The organism is Pseudoalteromonas aliena, from assembly GCF_038155085.1.
Lineage (GTDB): Bacteria > Pseudomonadota > Gammaproteobacteria > Enterobacterales > Alteromonadaceae > Pseudoalteromonas > Pseudoalteromonas aliena_A.
Map to the genome: position 1 here is coordinate 127,400 of NZ_JBAKAU010000002.1, position 18,142 is coordinate 145,541.

At 37.2% G+C, this 18,142-nt stretch carries 14 protein-coding genes; 7 read left to right on the top strand and 7 right to left on the bottom strand.

Annotation, left to right across the window (positions count from 1 at the left end; translation table 11 throughout):
* Window positions 1–7: 7 nt before the first annotated feature.
* Entirely contained in the window at window positions 8–1,351 is a 1,344-nt protein-coding gene (ppnN, locus tag V6260_RS03385) for a nucleotide 5'-monophosphate nucleosidase PpnN (protein ID WP_341592678.1), read from the bottom strand.
* 73 nt (window positions 1,352–1,424) lie between these two features.
* Complete coding sequence (locus V6260_RS03390; RefSeq protein ID WP_341592679.1) at window positions 1,425–2,960, bottom strand: GGDEF domain-containing protein; 1,536 nt, start codon at window positions 2,958–2,960, stop codon at window positions 1,425–1,427.
* A gap of 200 nt (window positions 2,961–3,160) precedes the next feature.
* Between V6260_RS03390 and V6260_RS03395 the strand changes: the two genes are divergently transcribed.
* From V6260_RS03395 to V6260_RS03425, 7 genes are all read left to right on the top strand, one after another.
* Entirely contained in the window at window positions 3,161–4,948 is a 1,788-nt protein-coding gene (locus V6260_RS03395; RefSeq protein ID WP_341592680.1) for a M61 family peptidase, read from the top strand.
* 585 nt (window positions 4,949–5,533) lie between these two features.
* Entirely contained in the window at window positions 5,534–7,618 is a 2,085-nt protein-coding gene (locus V6260_RS03400) for a sensor domain-containing protein (RefSeq protein ID WP_341592681.1), read from the top strand.
* Between the two features lie 102 nt (window positions 7,619–7,720).
* The gene (locus V6260_RS03405) at window positions 7,721–9,892 is read left to right on the top strand and encodes a S46 family peptidase (RefSeq protein WP_341592682.1); all 2,172 of its coding nucleotides are present in this window, start codon (window positions 7,721–7,723) and stop codon (window positions 9,890–9,892) included.
* A 429-nt stretch (window positions 9,893–10,321) separates the two neighbouring features.
* Window positions 10,322–11,752, top strand: a complete 1,431-nt coding sequence (locus V6260_RS03410) for a hypothetical protein (protein ID WP_341592683.1) — start codon at window positions 10,322–10,324, stop codon at window positions 11,750–11,752.
* 110 nt (window positions 11,753–11,862) lie between these two features.
* Window positions 11,863–12,558: a hypothetical protein gene (locus V6260_RS03415; RefSeq protein ID WP_341592684.1), complete on the top strand. Its 696-nt coding sequence runs from the start codon at window positions 11,863–11,865 to the stop codon at window positions 12,556–12,558.
* A gap of 553 nt (window positions 12,559–13,111) precedes the next feature.
* Complete coding sequence (locus V6260_RS03420) at window positions 13,112–13,492, top strand: BlaI/MecI/CopY family transcriptional regulator (RefSeq protein WP_341592685.1); 381 nt, start codon at window positions 13,112–13,114, stop codon at window positions 13,490–13,492.
* Window positions 13,493–13,503: 11 nt separating this feature from the next.
* Window positions 13,504–15,120, top strand: a complete 1,617-nt coding sequence (locus tag V6260_RS03425; RefSeq protein ID WP_341592686.1) for a M56 family metallopeptidase — start codon at window positions 13,504–13,506, stop codon at window positions 15,118–15,120.
* Window positions 15,121–15,172: 52 nt separating this feature from the next.
* Here V6260_RS03425 and V6260_RS03430 read toward each other — a convergent pair whose 3' ends face one another.
* The 5 genes from V6260_RS03430 to V6260_RS03450 all read right to left on the bottom strand — a co-directional run bounded on the left by V6260_RS03430 (window position 15,173) and on the right by V6260_RS03450 (window position 18,134).
* Window positions 15,173–15,358: a DUF1289 domain-containing protein gene (locus V6260_RS03430; RefSeq protein ID WP_341592687.1), complete on the bottom strand. Its 186-nt coding sequence runs from the start codon at window positions 15,356–15,358 to the stop codon at window positions 15,173–15,175.
* 1 nt (window position 15,359) lies between these two features.
* Complete coding sequence (locus V6260_RS03435) at window positions 15,360–15,914, bottom strand: hypothetical protein (RefSeq protein WP_341592688.1); 555 nt, start codon at window positions 15,912–15,914, stop codon at window positions 15,360–15,362.
* 119 nt (window positions 15,915–16,033) lie between these two features.
* Entirely contained in the window at window positions 16,034–16,648 is a 615-nt protein-coding gene (hisIE, locus tag V6260_RS03440) for a bifunctional phosphoribosyl-AMP cyclohydrolase/phosphoribosyl-ATP diphosphatase HisIE (RefSeq protein ID WP_149606788.1), read from the bottom strand.
* Window positions 16,639–17,418 (bottom strand): imidazole glycerol phosphate synthase subunit HisF, encoded by a 780-nt coding sequence (gene hisF, locus V6260_RS03445; RefSeq protein WP_002960269.1) that lies wholly within the window; start codon window positions 17,416–17,418, stop codon window positions 16,639–16,641. Before hisF ends, hisIE begins: the two co-directional genes overlap by 10 nt.
* Window positions 17,400–18,134: a 1-(5-phosphoribosyl)-5-[(5-phosphoribosylamino)methylideneamino] imidazole-4-carboxamide isomerase gene (locus V6260_RS03450; protein ID WP_010552951.1), complete on the bottom strand. Its 735-nt coding sequence runs from the start codon at window positions 18,132–18,134 to the stop codon at window positions 17,400–17,402. The genes hisF and V6260_RS03450 overlap by 19 nt, the downstream gene beginning before the upstream one ends.
* Window positions 18,135–18,142 lie beyond the last annotated feature (8 nt).

The window sequence follows — 18,142 nt, forward strand, 5'->3', positions numbered from 1 at the left end:
ATAAAACTCATGCTTTTATTTTGTAACACGGAACATATTTACTACCAGGGAGCTTCATACGTCCTTGACCTACAAATGCTTTTAAAAGCTTATCCATATTTTTCATAAGGGCGGGTTCACCACTTAAAATATACGGGCCTTTTTGATCTATAGCTCTAACGCCTTCGTCTTTCACATTGCCTGCAACAATACCTGAAAATGCACGTCGCAAATTAGCCGCTAATTGTTGCTTTGGCTGGTCAAGATGTAAGTCAAGGCTCGCCATATTTTCATGTGTGGGTGAAAAAGGTTGCTGAAAATCATTATCAATTTTAAGTGTCCAGTTAAAGTAATAAGCATCCCCTTGACTTTTTCTGTAATCTTTTACGTTAGTCATCGCGGATTTTAGCTTCTGACCAACAAGGGCTGGGTTATCAATAATAACTTCAAACTTATCTAATGCTTCTTGACCAAGTGTCATGTGAATAAATTCACAGAGCTCTTTAAAGTAATCTTGACTTTCTCTAGGGCCAGTTAAAATAACAGGTAGGCGTTGTTTAGTATTATCAGGGTGAAGAAGTATACCTAATAGGTAAAGAAGTTCTTCTGCTGTACCAGCGCCACCAGGAAAAATGATAATTGCATGAGCTGTCCTGATAAAGGCTTCAAGGCGTTTCTCAATGTCAGGTAAAATAACTAACTCGTTTACAATTGGATTGGGCGGTTCAGCTGCAATAATGCTTGGCTCTGTTAAGCCTAAGTAACGGTTATCTGTATTTCGTTGTTTAGCATGGCCAATAGTTGCTCCCTTCATTGGACCCTTCATAGCACCAGGACCACAACCTGTGCAAATATTTAACCCACGTAACCCCAATTCGTAGCCTACCTGCTTAGTGTATTTATATTCAACTTCGTTGATTGAATGTCCGCCCCAGCAAACAATCATACTTGGTTCACTGTTAACACGCAGAGCACCGGCGTTTCTAAGCATATCAAATACCATGTGCGTAATAGCTTTTTGCTCTGTATGATCTTTTTCGTATTTTTGGCATATAAACAAAATATCGCGAATAACCGAAAAGATATGTTCATGAATTCCGTTAATTATTTCGCCATCTACAAAAGCAGTGCTGGGTGGGTTTTCTAGCTCAATTTTAATACCACGCTCTCGGCTTAATAAACGAATGTCGAAATCTTTGTATTTATCGTATATATCATTACTGTCGTCGGTATGACTACCAACATTAAGAACAGCAAGCGCACAGTTTCTAAATAATTTGTAACGCTCGCTAGCGGAAGATTGCTCTAATAAATCAACTTCTAATTGCGACAGTAAATCTAAAACCCCAGTAGGGTTTAACTGTATTAACATCGGCACTCTCCATGCTCGTTACATCTTTAATCTATCAAAGGAAACATGATTAATTTAAATGGCGGCGGTGAGATTATCTACTTACACAAAGGCGATCTCGACCAGAATTTTTTGCTTCGTAAAGGGCTTCATCAGCTCTGTCAAAAGCTTGAACTGAAGTATCTCCTTTTTTAAATTGAGTAACACCTATAGATATTGTTATTTCAATTTGCTTATCTCTGAACTTAAAAGGAATATTTTTAATTACTTTTCTTAGTTTATCAAGAGGTCCTGCCGCATTTTCAATTGAAGTTCCAGGCATTAATAGTACAAACTCTTCGCCACCATATCTGGCAATAAAATCAGACTTCCTAACTGATTTCTGTAGTGCTTTAGCTATAACTTGAAGCGTTATGTCACCTGCGGTGTGCCCAAATCTATCATTAATTGATTTAAAGTGGTCAACGTCAATGACTGCTAGAGTAACATCTGATGATTGAGCACTAAATAAATGTAATTCATGATTATAACGTTCATCAAATGCAGCACGGTTTGGTAATTTAGTTAAGCTATCTAGTAGGCTTTTAAAGCGCTGCTCGTTTAAGCGTTTTTTGTATTTACTTAATTTACCTTCTAAAGTACCAATTCGACCATTAATTTCATTGAAACTTGTTAACAACGTTTCTCTATCTGTGCGCTCAAGGTTTTCTTTGGCGATAAAATCTTCGCTAAGTGACTTTAATTCTTTATCAACGAGTTCTTTTAAAGATGAAATAGAGGTAGCATTTTGTGTTTTTTCATTTAAATTTTGTATTTTAGTTTTTATACTTTTATTTAATGAATCAAACTCAACTCCCATTGACTTTGAATGCTTACTTGTCGACACTATTGAGTGATGCAAATCTTCAAGAGTCTGATTTAAAGATACTAAAAAGCTCTGGGCTGACTCTCGTTCAGCATTAATATTTTTTACTATAATGCTAATTATACTAATTGCTGCATTTAACAATGCATCCATTGTATCGCTTTTGGTAATTTTACTCTTTATATCTTGAATTTCTTTTGTTGCTTCATCTTCAAGTATTAAATCATTGGCTAATTCAAGTAATCGTTGTGCTAGTGCTGGTGTTGAGGCGCACTGAACATCTGTATTTTTTGTAAGTTTGATATTTAGCGCTTCGTGATAAAAAGTAACTAGTTGGTCTAGAAGCGGTATGAAATCATGAGTTGATTGTACATCATCGATTTTATTATTTAATAGCTCACGGAGCGTTCTTCGGGTTTCATCAGGTAACCCTTTTGTTTTTTGTAATTGTTTTCCGGCATTTTGTACACTTGAATATAAATCACGCTGATGTGATAGTTGCACTGCTTCTTGGTTTTTTAGTAAAGCCAGAATATCATTTATTAAAGGCAATAAATGCTCAAAGCTGACACCTTTACTAAGCGCACTTCTAAATTTGGCAAGGCGATTATCTAGCTCAGTATCAAGCCCCTTACAACTTAGTGATAGTTTTGCTGAAAAATTTGAGAGGATATCAACTTGATATTTACGAGCATCTTCTATAGCCATCCTAGCATCGATTGCTTGTTTGAGTTTATTCTCTAAAGTGTTAGATTTATTTGGCACCTAAGCACACCGTTTTCGGGTTAGTCACATTAATGTCAGTTTACAACAAAATTTTATTTAGTGTAGCGATCTATTTAAAACTTATAAATTTTAATACTTTAGTATGTAAAATTCGTGTGCGGTTATTTGTCGTATTTAATTCACTTTTAATTATGAGGTTGTTAGGCTTAAAGATAATGAAATAATTATTAAGAGTCTCTATGAAAAAGTTATTAGCCCTTTCTATTTTAGCTGCTTGCTCAGCGCCAGTATTTGCCGATGTAAATTATTCTTTAGAAATCTCGCAGCCGCAGCATCATTTAGGTAATGTAAATGTAGAGTTTCCTAAAACAGCCCAGTCACATCTTGATATAAAGCTCCCTGCATGGCGAACTGGGCGTTATGAAATACTAAATCTTGCTAATGGCGTTCGTTATTTCAAAGCTAAAGATGAAGATGGTAAAGAGTTAAAGTGGGAAAAGATAGATCACAGTACGTGGCGTGTACATCTTAATGAGCCTACAGAAGTTAATGTTGACTACCAGGTGTATGCAAATGAACTTGGTAAGCGTGCCCGCCACATCGACGACAGCCATGCATTTATTGATGCATCAGGCTTTTTTATGTTTAGTGAGTCGTTTCGCCAAGAGCCTGTAACCGTTGATTTAGACGTGCCTAAAAAGTGGCGTTCTGTATCGGGTATGGATAATTTAAAAGGCAAAAACTCATTTAGAGCAGCCGACTACGACGTACTTGTTGATTCACCAATCGAAACGGGTATTAACCAACTACACACATTTGAAGTAGATGGCCGTGAATATGACTTAGTTGTATGGGGAGATGGTAATTATGATGTTAATCAAATGCTTACAGACCTCAAAAAGCTTGTTTCGACAGGCAATGTGATTTGGGATGATTACCCGTATGAGCGTTATGTATTTATGGTGCATGCAACATCAGGTGCAGGTGGTGCAACTGAACATGTTAACTCAACTATTATACAACGACCACGTGACCGATTTGGTAGCCGCGAAGACTATTTAGGCTTTATAAGTACAGCCGCTCATGAATTTATTCATACATGGAATGTTAAAGCGTACCGCCCTCAAGGTTTAGTGCCGTACGACTACACCAACATGAATTACTCAAAACTACTTTGGATTGCTGAAGGTTCAACAAGTTACTTTGAAGATCATTTATTAGTGCGTTCGGGCATCCAAACAACAGATGAATTTTTTAAAGTGATGAGCAAAACAATTAATCGACATTTACAAACACCAGGTCGTGAAGTGCAAAGCGCAAGCGAAACAAGTTTTGATAAATGGATTAATCAAGGTGGCGATCATGCACGTAATTACAGCACCAATATTTATTCAGAAGGCGCGTTACTTTCACTTGCTTTAGATATTGACTTATTAGAAAAAAGCCAAGGTAAGATAAGTTATCGAGATGTACATAAAGCACTTTATAACAATCATAAAATGCCAGCAGGTTTTACAGACGTAGATGTGCTTAACATTTTAAAAGATTTAACCGGACGTGATTACTCAAGCTGGTGGCAAGAAAATGTAGAGTCGCCTGCAAACATTAATTTTGATGAGTTACTTTCAAAGGTTGGCTTGAAATTTGAGCGCCCTGAAAAAGCAAAAGTGCTTGCAAGTATTGATGCTACTGCTAAAAATACGGGTGAGTTACTTACGCTAAGCTATGTTAGCCGTGGGGGCAGTGCGTGGAAAGCGGGTTTAACTACCGATGATAAAATTGTTGCTATAAATAAACATCACGTAGGTAAAAATTTAAAAACCAGCCTCGAAACGTTTAAAGCAGGCGACAAGGTAACCATTGACTTTATTCGCCGCGATGCTCTTGAAAGTTTAACGTTAGTATTATCAGAAGATTTTGATAAACCTAAAAAAGTAGTTGCCAATAAAGACGCAACGCTTGAGCAAAAAGCGCTATTTAAAGCATGGATTGGTGTTGAGCATCCAAGTAATATAATTAGCAAATAACTACAATAATTATATTGTTATGTTGATTTCATAACGTGATTCACAATTTTACAGTGTGGATCACGTTATGCGTCGGTGTTGTTTTAGCTTCACATATAAAGATAAGTAAATCTTGAATTTTATGGGCTAAGTAAAACCGAGTTACAAAGAGTAAATTACCACTAGGTAGTACTCTTCGTGCAGCGGGTCCCTAGGGTTTATGCTGCGTATTTATGGTAATAATTACATTATATAGGCTCTGCTTTGGCTAAATACCAAGCATACTGCTGAAAATTTAACTCTGAAAAAGAAACAGATCCCACTATATTGAAATGAGTTTCGTTAAGAAAATAATGTTAACAGTAATCTCAGACTAAATTGGTATTAAAAATAGAGGGAGCTATTAGGCGTGGTAATTAGAGCAGAGAGTGACATTTTGGATCAAAAATAATCCGTTTATATGAAGTAGGTGTATGAAAAGCGAACGATTATCCTGTGTTATCGCTAAAATCAAACTAATTACTCATTTAAAGGCATTTTTTAGAGAAAAATTAGTCATTAAATACTATTATTAGTAGTAAGTTCTTCTTGCTCCTCCTCATCGAAATGAAAATAGATAAAGTTGTAAATGCGTTAAGCCATCAGTTTGTTACAAACGACCCCCTCCATCAATTATTTGATGCGGTTAATGCTATTTCTGTGCAAGGATATGACGAACAACGACGTGTAATTTATTGGAATAAAGGTAGTGAGTACCTTTATGGTTATAGTGCAAAGGAAGCTGCTGGACAAAAGCTTGAAGATTTAATTATTCCCCCCCCGATGAAAGACGCGGTTGTATCTGCACATACTAATTGGCTTAATAATGGTGAAGAAATCCCAGCAGCGGAGCTTACCTTGCAGCGTAAAGGTGGCGTTCAGGTATCTGTTTTTTCAAGCCATGTAATGTTTATAAATCAATATAATATTAAACAAATGTATTGCATAGATATTGATTTAACCGATGTAAAAAAAGCCCAAGGGCAGGCTATCTTCAAAGAAAAAATGCTTGAAACTATATTCGAAGCAATTCCTGATTTATTTTTTTTAATGCAAGAAGATGGCACCATTGTTGACTACCACGCCAGTAATGAGAATAACTTATATGTTAATCCTGATGAGTTTATTGGTAAAAGCATGTTTGCTGTATTACCTGATGAAATTGCGACTAAATTTCAGATTAATATTGCCAAAGCACTAACACAAAAAGTAATGGTTAGCTTTGAATATGAACTAAAACTGTCTAAAGGAACCGTATATTTTGAAGCTCGTATAAATCATGTACCTCAATATGATCAAGTCATGGTTATTGTACGTGATATTACTGAGCAACATAAAACAGATGAACTGATACGCCATCAAGCCTATTTTGATAGCTTAACATTACTTCCTAATCGTTTTTTAGCTTTAGATAAATTATCTGAAGTTTTGAAAAATGCAGATAAAAACAAAGGTAATGCCGCTGTATGTTTTCTTGATTTAGATGATTTTAAAAAAATAAACGACTCACTAGGGCACGAAGTTGGCGATAAACTGTTAATTGAAGCAGCTGCAAGGCTTCAGCTAACTATCAGTGATAGCGGTATGGTAGGAAGACTAGGAGGCGATGAGTTTATTGTATTATTACCAAACTTAACCTGTGATAAAAGTGCGCTACGCATAGTTGATAAATTACTTAAAAACTTTAGAGAACCATTTAAAATAGAAGGCCGCGAATTAATGGTTACGTTGAGTGCTGGCATTGCTATGTATCCTGAAAACGGCAGTTCAGCTTCGGATTTACTACGTAATGCAGATACCGCAATGTATCAAGCTAAAGCATTCGGCCGAAATACTTATTCTTTTTTCGCAAAACAAATGAACGTAGTTATCCAACGGCGTTTAGCAATTGAAGAGCAAATGAGTTCCGCGCTTGAACGCAATGAGTTCGAATTATTCTATCAACCCCAATTTGATGTTAAAAATAAACATATTATTGGCGCAGAAGCCTTATTGAGGTGGCATAACCCCATATTAGGCAACGTAACACCAGATGAATTTATACCTATTGCTGAAAATACTGGGTTAATAGTGCCTATTGGTAAGTTTGTGATTAGCCGAGCATTACACTTTTTGAATGAGTGGCAAAGTAGTTGTGAGCGCGAGCAAAAATATACAATGGCAGTAAATTTATCTCCCCGCCAGTTTAGAGATGAGGGATTACTTCGTTTTATTCAAGACTCACTGATCGACGCTGATATAAACCCCGAAAGTTTAGAATTTGAAATTACTGAGGGAGTATTGATGAGTTGTCATACTCATGTTGTTGATATATTGACTGAAATCACGGCATTAGGCATTAACTTATCAATGGATGACTTCGGTACTGGTTATTCATCATTGAGTTATTTGAGAGAGTACCCTTTTAATATACTTAAGATAGATAGAAGTTTTATTGAAGGCATCGTGTTAAATAAAGAAGATTTTAATCTCGTAAGAGCAATAATTGCTATGTCGCACAGTTTAGGGCTTACAGTTGTAGCTGAAGGTGTAGAAACACAAGAACAGCACAACCTATTAAAAGAGCTAGACTGTGATTTTATGCAAGGTTTTTATTTTAGCAAGCCAATACCAGCAGCAGAGCTACTTAAATATTCCTCGGAGTATTTATAACTTGCTATAAATGTTATATTGTAACAAATCATTGCGCGGCTATTGACCTAATTAGCTACTGACGAGTAACCTGTTATAGAAACAAACAAAAAGGATTCTATAATGCGTTTAAAACCTCTTGTAGCTACATTAGTCGCCACATTCTCTTTATCACTTTCAAGTAGTGCCATAGCCGACGAAGGCATGTGGCAACCACACCAACTTCCAGAGTTAGAATCAATTTTAAAAGCTAAAGGGCTTGAAATTGATGTTGACTCTATTTCTAAATTAACCGAATTCCCAATGAATGCGGTAATTAGCCTAGGTGGGTGTACAGCATCGTTTGTATCGCCAAAAGGCTTAGTGGTTACAAATCATCACTGTGTTTATGGCTCTGTTCAATACAACTCAACACCTGAGAACAACATTTTAGAAAATGGCTTTTTAGCTAAAAGTCCTGCTGAGGATTTACCAGCAGCCCCAGGGTCACGCGTATACGTCACAGAAACAGTTACTAATGTGACTGACAAAGTCAATAAAGGTATTGAAAAACTAAGCGCTAAAGCACGCTACGACGCAATAGTAAAAAACGAAAAAGCGCTAGTAGCCCAGTGTGAAGCCGATGAAAGTTATCGTTGTAACGTGTATTCGTTTCATGGTGGTTTAGAGTTTTACCTAATTAAGTCACTTGAAATTAAAGACGTACGTTTATCTTATGCACCAGCCATGGGCGTAGGTAAATACGGTGGCGATATAGATAATTGGATGTGGCCGCGCCATACTGGCGACTTTGGTTTTTACCGCGCTTATGTAGGCAAAGATGGAAAACCTGCAGAGTACAGCGAAGACAACGTACCTTACGTACCAGACTCTTACCTAAAAGTAAGTGCCAAAGGCGTGCAAGAAGGCGACTTTGTAATGGTTACAGGCTACCCAGGGCGTACTAACCGATACCGTATTGCAACAGAGGTAGATAACGTATTTAACGACAGCTACCCTAAAGCACGTGAGCATAATTCAAAATACGTGTCGCTTATTGAAGAAAATTCAGAAGACGGCAGTAAAGCGCATATTGCTTACGAAAGCACCATTGCAGGTTATAACAACTATATTAAAAACTTTGGTTCGATGATCGAAAGTTTTAAAAAAGGCACTATGCTTGAGCGCAAAAAACAGTTTGAGCAAGAGTTAACACAATGGATTAATAGTGATGGTGAGCGTAAAGAACAATACGGAAGCGTATTAGGTGAGCTATCTGAGCTAATTGCGCAATCACAAGAGCACAGTGAACGCGACCGTATGTTAGGTTATGTACATCGCTCACAAATGATCAGCACAGCACGACGTTTATACCGCTTAGCTTATGAAAAGCAAAAGCCTAATAGCGAACGTGAATCTGGTTATCAAGAACGTGACTTACCTCGCATTAAAGCAGGGCTTGAGCGAATGACGCGCCGCTATGATAGCAAAGTAGACAAAGCTATTTTACTGCACTTTTTAGAGCTGTATGCAGCACTTCCAAAAGAAGAGCGTTTTAGCGATGTTGATAAAGTATTTAAAGTACAAAATGGGTTTGATAAAGCAACTCAAAGCGCATTACTTGATAGCATGTATGAGCAGTCAAGACTTGATAATGCCACTGTTCGCAATTCATTATTTGAGCAATCGTTTAGCCAGCTAAATCAAAGCCAAGACCCATTTGTGCAGTACGCTAAAGCAATCTTCAAAGTAATGAAAGCACAGGAAGATAAATCAAAAGCACTGGCAGGTAAATTACAAGCCGCTCGCCCAGAGCTAATGAGCGCAATCATTGCGTTTAACAAAGCTAAAAACAAACCGGTATACGCCGATGCTAACAGCACACTCCGTGTAACCTATGGCACCGTAGGCGGCTACTCACCTCAAGACGGCTTGGTAGCAACACCCTTTACCTCGCTTGAAGGGTTATTAGCCAAAAACACCGATGTTGACCCATTTAATGCACCTAAAAAGTTACAAGAGCAAATTAAAGCCAAGCTTTACGGTGATTATACAGGCGGTATGAATACAGTACCCGTTAACTTTTTATCAAATGTAGACACTACTGGCGGTAACTCTGGTTCGCCAACACTTAACGGTAAAGCAGAGCTTGTAGGCTTACTGTTTGACGGTGTTTACGAAAGTATTATTGGTGACTGGGATTACAACCCAGAGCTTAATCGCTCAATCCACGTTGATTCACGCTACATGCTGTGGGTAATGGATAAAGTAGATAATGCACAAAACTTGTTAGACGAAATGACAATCGTAAAATAAGTCATTAGTGAGATAACAGAAGGGCGCTTACCGTAAAGGAAGCGCCTTTTTTATTAGTGTTTGGTTACTTATGACTGGTAAGTGCCATAAGCCGACTATCAGCCGTAACTCGTTTCTGCCCCATTATGAGTTAAAGCAAACACTCTAAAGGTCTGTTTTGAGAGATAACCAGACATTGAGGTTAGCTTAAAATAAGAGTTAATTGATTTCAAAACTGTGTAGTTCGCGCATATATTCAAGAAAATGAGCGTCGAGTGTATTTTCGTTTTCTGAAAATCTTTAGCGCTAATAAAAAACTTATAGTTGGCAAAGCATTACGTTATTTGTTAAAAATAGATTTATTAATACATGAGCGTGACATCGGCAGAAAGCTACGCGACGCGCGCACTATAAAATTGTTATGTTTTTAAAAGGAGTTTCTGTTAATTCATGGCTAAGAAGAAAATAATAACGATAGGTCTATCTCTTTGTGATGATGAAACAGAGTATAGCGATTTTGATTCAAATATCTCTCTTCTAGATTGGGATATTGTTTTATTTAAACCTGATATTAAAGAATATGTTTTTAGACGTGATTCAATGTTCCAAGGTAAACCATGTCTGTCCGATGATGATTCGTTTAAATTAAAAGCCCAGTGCGAACACTGGAAAAGAGAAATTAAATCTGCTGTAGAACATGGAAAGCTTGTCATAGTTTTTTTGGATGAGTTGACGGAAGTTTGTATTGCTACAGGTGAAAAGAAATTCTCTGGGACAGGTCGAAATCAAAAGACGACTAGAATTGTTGGACATTATGACAACTATTTTTCAATTCCACTAGAACTAAAGCCAACGAGTACCAATGGCAAAGAAATAAAGTTATCGGCAAAAAACTCTGAGGTTATATCTTCATATTGGCAAGAGTTTTGTTCTATATCTTCATATAAAGTAATTATTAACTCAGGAACATCACCATGTTTATTAACAAAACATGGTGACAAAACTGTGGGAGTCATTGAAAGATCTAAAAATTCTAACGGCTCTATTATATGCCTACCTGACATTGATTTTTATCCTGAAGAATTCTTTGATGAAGAAGAAGAGTGGAGCGATACTGCGAAACAATTTGCTTCTAGGTTTGTTAAGTCAATTGTAGCGTTAGATAAATCATTAAAGAGTACAGGAGAGCTCACACCAGAGCCTGATTGGTCGAAAAGTAAAATATACAAATTAAAAGAAGAAGATGTACTTACTGAAAAACTATTAAAAATTGAGGGTAAACTAGAGAAAATTCAAACTGAAAAAGAATCAGTACTTGATAAAGTTAGCGATTTAGGACGCTTGAGGAACTTACTTTTTGAAAAAGGAAAACCTTTAGAGTATGCGATACTTGATGCATTAAAAACCCTTGGTTTCTCTGTTTCCCAGTATGAAGATGGAGAGTCAGAATTTGATGCTGTTTTTGAATCAAATGAAGGTCGCTTGCTTGGGGAAGCTGAAGGGAAAGATAACAAAGCCATTAATGTAGATAAACTTCGACAGTTAGCATTAAACATTCACGAAGATTTAGATCGTGATGAAATTGAAGTACCTGCAAAGTCAGTTCTATTTGGTAATGCATATAGACTTCGCTCACTTGAAGAACGACCAGAACCTTTTACTACAAAGTGTATTTCTGCGGCCAGTATTAGTTCAACGGCATTAGTTTTTACACCTGATTTATTTATAGTTGCAAAATATTTAACTGATAAACGGGATTCGAAATTTGCAACTAAGTGTAGGAAAGCAATATTTAATTCAGTTGGTAAAGTTAACTTCCCCGAAATTCCAACCACTAAAAAAATAGATACAATCGACGGCGTGGTGGAAGTCAAAACATAACAAGGGTTTTCAAGTCGGACTCGTAACAGCTTGCTCGGTTTCACTTCTTTTCACATTTTAGCAAGCTATCACTCGCCGCTTAAAACGGCGTTATTTTCTAGGGAAAGCATTTGAAAATTTTAAGCATCATCTTTGTTTTAGCTTTGCTTGTTCCAATCTTCCTTTATACGAATCAATTTGGGTTAGGCCTATGGGATGATCATGCTAAATGGGCTGAAATGGGAAGCTTCTTTGGTGGAATATTAGGGCCGATAGTCACTGTTATTTCAATTGGTTTTATTTACATTCAACTAAAAGCTCATCAAAAGCAGCAGCAATATACTCTCGACACATTAAAATTACAAAAAATCGAATCAGATATTTTATTTTTTTCAGCAGTCGTTAAGTCGGAGCTAAGTCGCGAAATATCAACAATGGATAACAAAACTCTAAATAGTATACTAAGCAATCATGCCGCAGAGTTTTGCTCCGTTCACACTCATTATCAGGGTAGCGAAGACCCTGATTTAATCGTTAAAGAGTTTGGCCAGCGATCATTTGACTTCTTGATTTGCTACGAAAGTCTTCTTGCATCATGGCGTGCTATCAATGCTCAACTACATTCATTAAAAGCTCTTGATGAGGCTTTATCTATGGAAAACTACAAATCACAACTTGCGCGTGTATTCACTACATTAGATAGTTATATTTGCTCAAATTTGGATACAATCTCAATGACGTTAGATAACGGGTTTAATCCACATTTTCGACCTTCATTCGAGGATTCTCGTGCAGAGGTTCAGGAGTCAATGGGTAAGAGAATATAACAAACACATTAAAAGCGACGCCAAACACTCCAGTTGCTTTGTGTTTCTGCTTCGGTCTAACTTACAACAAAGCAATTTCCGTATTCGGTTCGTTTAATGCGGGTGTTAGCCCATAGAAATTTTTATGCGAAATTAATCTAATACAGCCGACGATCTAAAACGTTTTTGTCCAAAAATGAGTTAGATCGACCGTCTGCTATTTTCTCTTAGCTGAACTTAGAAAGAGTGCTAGAAGCTTATGGCGGCTGTTCTCATTGTATGAATAACATGACTCCAATAGTTTCAGTTAGAACTAAGAGAACCAATTACCTGTCATAAAACTTTAAAAAATAAAAAGCATTAGTTGTAAATAAACTATCGTTTTTTATGTTTTTCTAAAATCTATTAATAAGTATATCCCTTTATTTTATCTACCTTTTTTATAAAACCTTCCTAAGACTTTTATATTTATACCGTTTATTTTTCATTCACATGTTAATTTTGTATTGACACTAAGATTACTTACTACTACATTTGTAACAGTACCACTACAAGTGTAGTAATAGGAGCAAGAATGAAACTTAGTGATTTTGAGATGGATATTATGCAGCTGCTTTGGCAGGAAGAACCCTGTACCGCCAGTCAACTACATAAAGTGCTTTTAGCTGATAAGCAAAAAGATAAAAAAGTAGCCTATACAACGGTTAAAACTATTGTTGATAGGTTAGAACATAAAGGAGCGATTGAGCGCTGTGGAAATGAAGGGCGAGCTATTGTTTTTAGAACAATTGTGACTCAAGACGCGTTATCGGAGCAAGCTATGCCTAGCTTTATGCAACGATTTTTTAAAGGTAATTCTCGTAGTTTAATTGCTCACTTTATTAAAGAAGAAAAGCTAAACGATGAAGATATTGAATATTTACAAACGCTTTTAAAAAATAAGAAGTTAGATTAAAGGAGAGGGTAATGACGGATTATTTATTTACCAGCACACTTATTAGCTTATGTATTTTGCTTACCGTAAAGGGGTTAAAAAATGCTCCAGCACGATTAAACCTCTACCTTTTGATGATTGCCTTGGCATGTTGGTTTGTCCCTTGGCAATACTTATCTCAGTTAGCATTTTTTGAAGGATCAGAACGTTACACATTTAATGTGGGGCATATTGTTCCCGATTTAAAAGTGTTAACTCCAGATACCTTACACATAACAACTCCAAACACGCTACTAAGTAAGCAGAGTATCTGGGACTTTGTTCCATCACTTAGTAATATTTTTATTATTTTGCTTGTTAGTGGTTGTGGATTGTTTTTATTACGTATGAGCCTATACGTAAAACTTGTAAAAACTTTATACATTAACTCAAAGCCAAGTACTGAACTCAAACACATCAACAATCAGTACCCAATTAGGCTAACAACCCATACAGAGCCTGCTTTTGCTACAGGGTTAATAAAGCCTGTTATTTGGTTAGAGACGTCGATGATAAATCGTGAAGAGTTAAATTCAGTCATTCAACACGAGGTAACTCATTTACAACAAGGTGATATTTATTGGACGTGGCTTATTTGTTTTATAGAAAGCGTTTTTTGGTGGAACCCTATTTGCTTAAAGTTAACTGGTTTAGCGCGAGAACAACTTGAACTTAGATGTGATGAGTTATGTATGCAAAAGCTAAAAGATAAATACCAATTAGATTTAGCGAGTTTATTACTAAAAAAGCACAACGTTACAAGCAAAAACAACTTTTTTACCCCCCCACTTTTGAATATTGCTCATTCTAAGAGCTTTAATATTCAGAGGATCAAAATGTTAAACAAGGAAAAAACAATGAAAAGTAAATATTTGGTTATGGTTGCGGCGGCAATGTCTTTTAGTGCTTTAGCTGCAGCGCAAATTGTAGATGGTAATTCAGGTAGTAAACAGCAAAATAGTAAAACTGCTCAGGTACCTGTAAAAAGTGAAGCTTATAATCAACAACTTGCACAGCTTCTAAAAAGTGCTGCTGGGGCAAAAAGTGATACCCCTGAACTGTTAAACCAAGCTGCGCAAGGCATTCAACAATGGCACTTAAATAGAGATAAACTTACTGGTTTTGAAGAAGCTGAAATCAAACTACAAAGCTTTAGACTGCTGAATCACGTTTACTCTAAACTTGAGCAATATGAAGATATACTAAGTGCTTACGAAAAATGGTACGAGCCGGGCAGTAACCCACCTTACTTTTTGAAAAATTCATTAGCAACGGCCTATATACAGCTAGGGCGTTATGAACTTGCTGTTGCGGAGCTTGAAGATTTATCAAAACAGCTTGATGGTAAGCTACAGGTTGGCTCAGCTGATAACTTAGCACTGGCTTACATTTACCTTACTGATTACGATAAAGCATTAAAAACCCTAGAGCAGGTTGATGCAAAAGATGATGTATACGGAAATATCCTTAAATATTATGTTTATGATAAACAAAATAACCGTAAAAAGATGGATGAAATCAAAAGCAAAATTCCAGAAGTATTTGCAGTTACCCCCGCGTTATTACCACAAAGCGGCGTACCCGGTACGCAATTACTAAGATTACTATAAATATACAGTGTAAAGAGGCTCAGTTTTTGAGCCTCTATTTAACAATGAGTAACTATTTTAAATCAGCTCTTGGCATTTCTAAAATCGCTTTTTTTTCATCTTCAGATAATATTATCCAATCAAAAATTTCTTCGTTGGTACGCCCACAACCGGTGCAGTAACCGCTGCGCCTTTCGCATATTCCTAGGCAATCAGTTTTAAATTTAGGCGGTTTTTTGTTTTGATTTAATTGGCGCATATTAAAGTCCTAACGGTGGTGCAATTTCAAAGCGAGTAGAAAACCCATTACCTTCTTGATTAGTTGAAAGTGTAATCACAGGGGTTTTAGTATCAAGTACAAAGGTGCTGTAAATTGAACTTGCTGTTTCTTTTTGACTTTCAAACCAACCTGTTTTGGTTAAGCATTGGCGTAATTGCTTAGCCAGTTTTTGATGAGACTTTACGGTTTGCGTTTGTGTATTAATAGGTGTTTGGCATTGGTAGCTTGCTTGCTCTGACTTATTTAAAGTAACTGTACAGTTTGCTCCAATCATATGAGAATTAGTACGCCATTGATTAGTAAACTGGTTATTTACTTTATCTGTTTTTATTGAATTAAAACCAGACTCAAAACCATTTATTAGCTTATTAATGGTGCTGCATTCATCGGGTATTACTGTGGTTTTTACAGACTGATTCGTTGTAGTAGTGGTTGCTGTAGTTGTCGTCTGATTAGTTTTGCTGGTACAGCCCGCTAAAATAAATGCGACAACTAAAACAAATGCGACGAAGGAAGGAGTAATATAGTTTTTCATAGTTCACAGTAACCGATTAATTGAGCCTCGCACTATACCATACATAATTTACTCAACTAAAAGCGAAAAACAAAAAGGCCCATAAAATATGGGCCTTTTGTAATTTGCTTTAGCAAATGCTATTTATGGCGACCTTGCAAGCATTTAACTACATCTTCAAGGGCTAAGCCTTGGCGTTGTAGCAATACAGTCAGGTGATAAATTAAATCAGCAGACTCGTTTGTTAGCTCATCGTTATCGTGTTTCATAGCGGCAAGGGCAACTTCTACGCCTTCTTCACCTACTTTTTGACAACTGCGGCTTAAGTCTTTAGCAAACAAAGAAGCTGTGTAGCTTTTTGATGGGTCGTCGTTTTTACGCTCAACAATCACATCTTCTAATTGCGCTAAAAAGCTCAGACTTGGTTTTGCATCATCACCAAAGCAACTTTGTGTGCCTAAGTGGCACGTTGGGCCTTCTGGGTTAGCAAGTACTAAAATTGAGTCGTAGTCACAATCGGTATGCACAGATACTACGTTTAAGTAGTTTTCTGATGACTCGCCTTTAGTCCATAAACGCGATTTTGAACGCGAGTAAAACGTTACCTTATTGGTATCAAGGGTAACAGCGAGTGCTTCGCTGTTCATAAAGCCTTGCATTAAAATAACACCCGAGCGGGCATCTTGAATAATAGCAGGGATCATGTCACTTTTAGCGAAATCGACTTGAGCTTGGTTTTGTTGTGTTACTTGCATAATCTTGCTGCCACTTGGTTATCTGTTAAAAATTGTTTTAGTTCGCCAATGTTAATCACATTTTTATGAAAAACGCTGGCAGCTAGTGCACCATCTACTTTGCTTTGTTTAAATACATCAACAAAATCTTGCATACTACCTGCACCGCCAGAGGCGATTAAAGGAATGTCACACAGCTCGCGAATTTTACTTAACTGCTCGTTGTCGTAACCGTTACGAACGCCATCTTGGTTCATACAGTTTAATACAATTTCGCCTGCGCCTAGGTCTTGTACGCGTTTAACCCATTCTTGTGTTTTATAGCGCGTACGGCTTGATGCATTAGGATCGCCGGTTAATTGATACACTAAATACTCGCCGGTAATTTCATCAAAAAAGCTGTCAATGCCGACTACAACACATTGCTTGCCAAACTCATCGTGTAATTCTTTTATAAGCTCTGGGCGGGCAATAGCAGGGCTGTTGATGCTTATTTTGTCTGCGCCGCGCTCTAAAACACGCGCTGCATCAGCCACTGATTTAATACCGCCCGCTACACAAAATGGAATATCGATATTACGTGCAATGCTCTCTACCCAGTTTACATCAAGTAGACGTTTTTCAACGCTTGCACTGATTTCGTAAAAAACTAGCTCATCAGCACCGGCTTCGCTATAGGCTTTAGCCATTGTTAAAATATCGCCAACTATTTCATGGCCTTTGAACTTAACGCCTTTAACTACTTGGCCGTCTTTAACGTCTAAACACGGGATTATGCGTTTTGATAACATGCCAGTGCCTCCTCAACGCTAAATGCGCCATCAAGCAATGATTTACCTAAAATAACGCCGCCCACACCAAGCTCTTTAAGCTTTTTAATGTCGTCAAGTGAGCTTACGCCACCTGAAGCTTGCACTTTAATAGTGCTGTTGTGACGAGTTAAATCTTCGTAAAGCTCAAACGATGGACCCGTCATGGTGCCATCTTTACTGATGTCCGTGCATAAAAAGTCGATAACACCTAAGCCCACGTAAAAATCTACCAGCTCAAGTAAACCAAATTCAGATTCACTTAACCAACCGTGTGTTGCTGGTGCCCAGCCCGTGGCTGTTTTATTTACATCAAGGGCAATAACAAAGTGCTCTGCGCCAAATTGTTCAATCCAGGCTTTTACTTGTTCGCGTTTTTCTACTGCCATTGAACCAATAACAACTTGGTTTGCACCGGCTTTTAGCCAATCGCTTACATCTTGCTCTGAGCGAATACCGCCGCCCACTTGATACGGCACGTTAAGCGCTTTGGTTGCAGCTTGAATATGTTTCCATTGTTTTTTACTTGGATCGCGTGCACCTTCTAAATCAACAAGGTGCAGTTTACCTGCGCCGCTGTCGGCGTATTCTTTTAAACGCGCGCCAAGCTCAAAAGGATAAAACTGAGCGGTGTCGTATTTACCTTGGTATAAACGAACAATTTGATTTTGTAATACGTCTAATGCTGGAATAATCACAAATAATC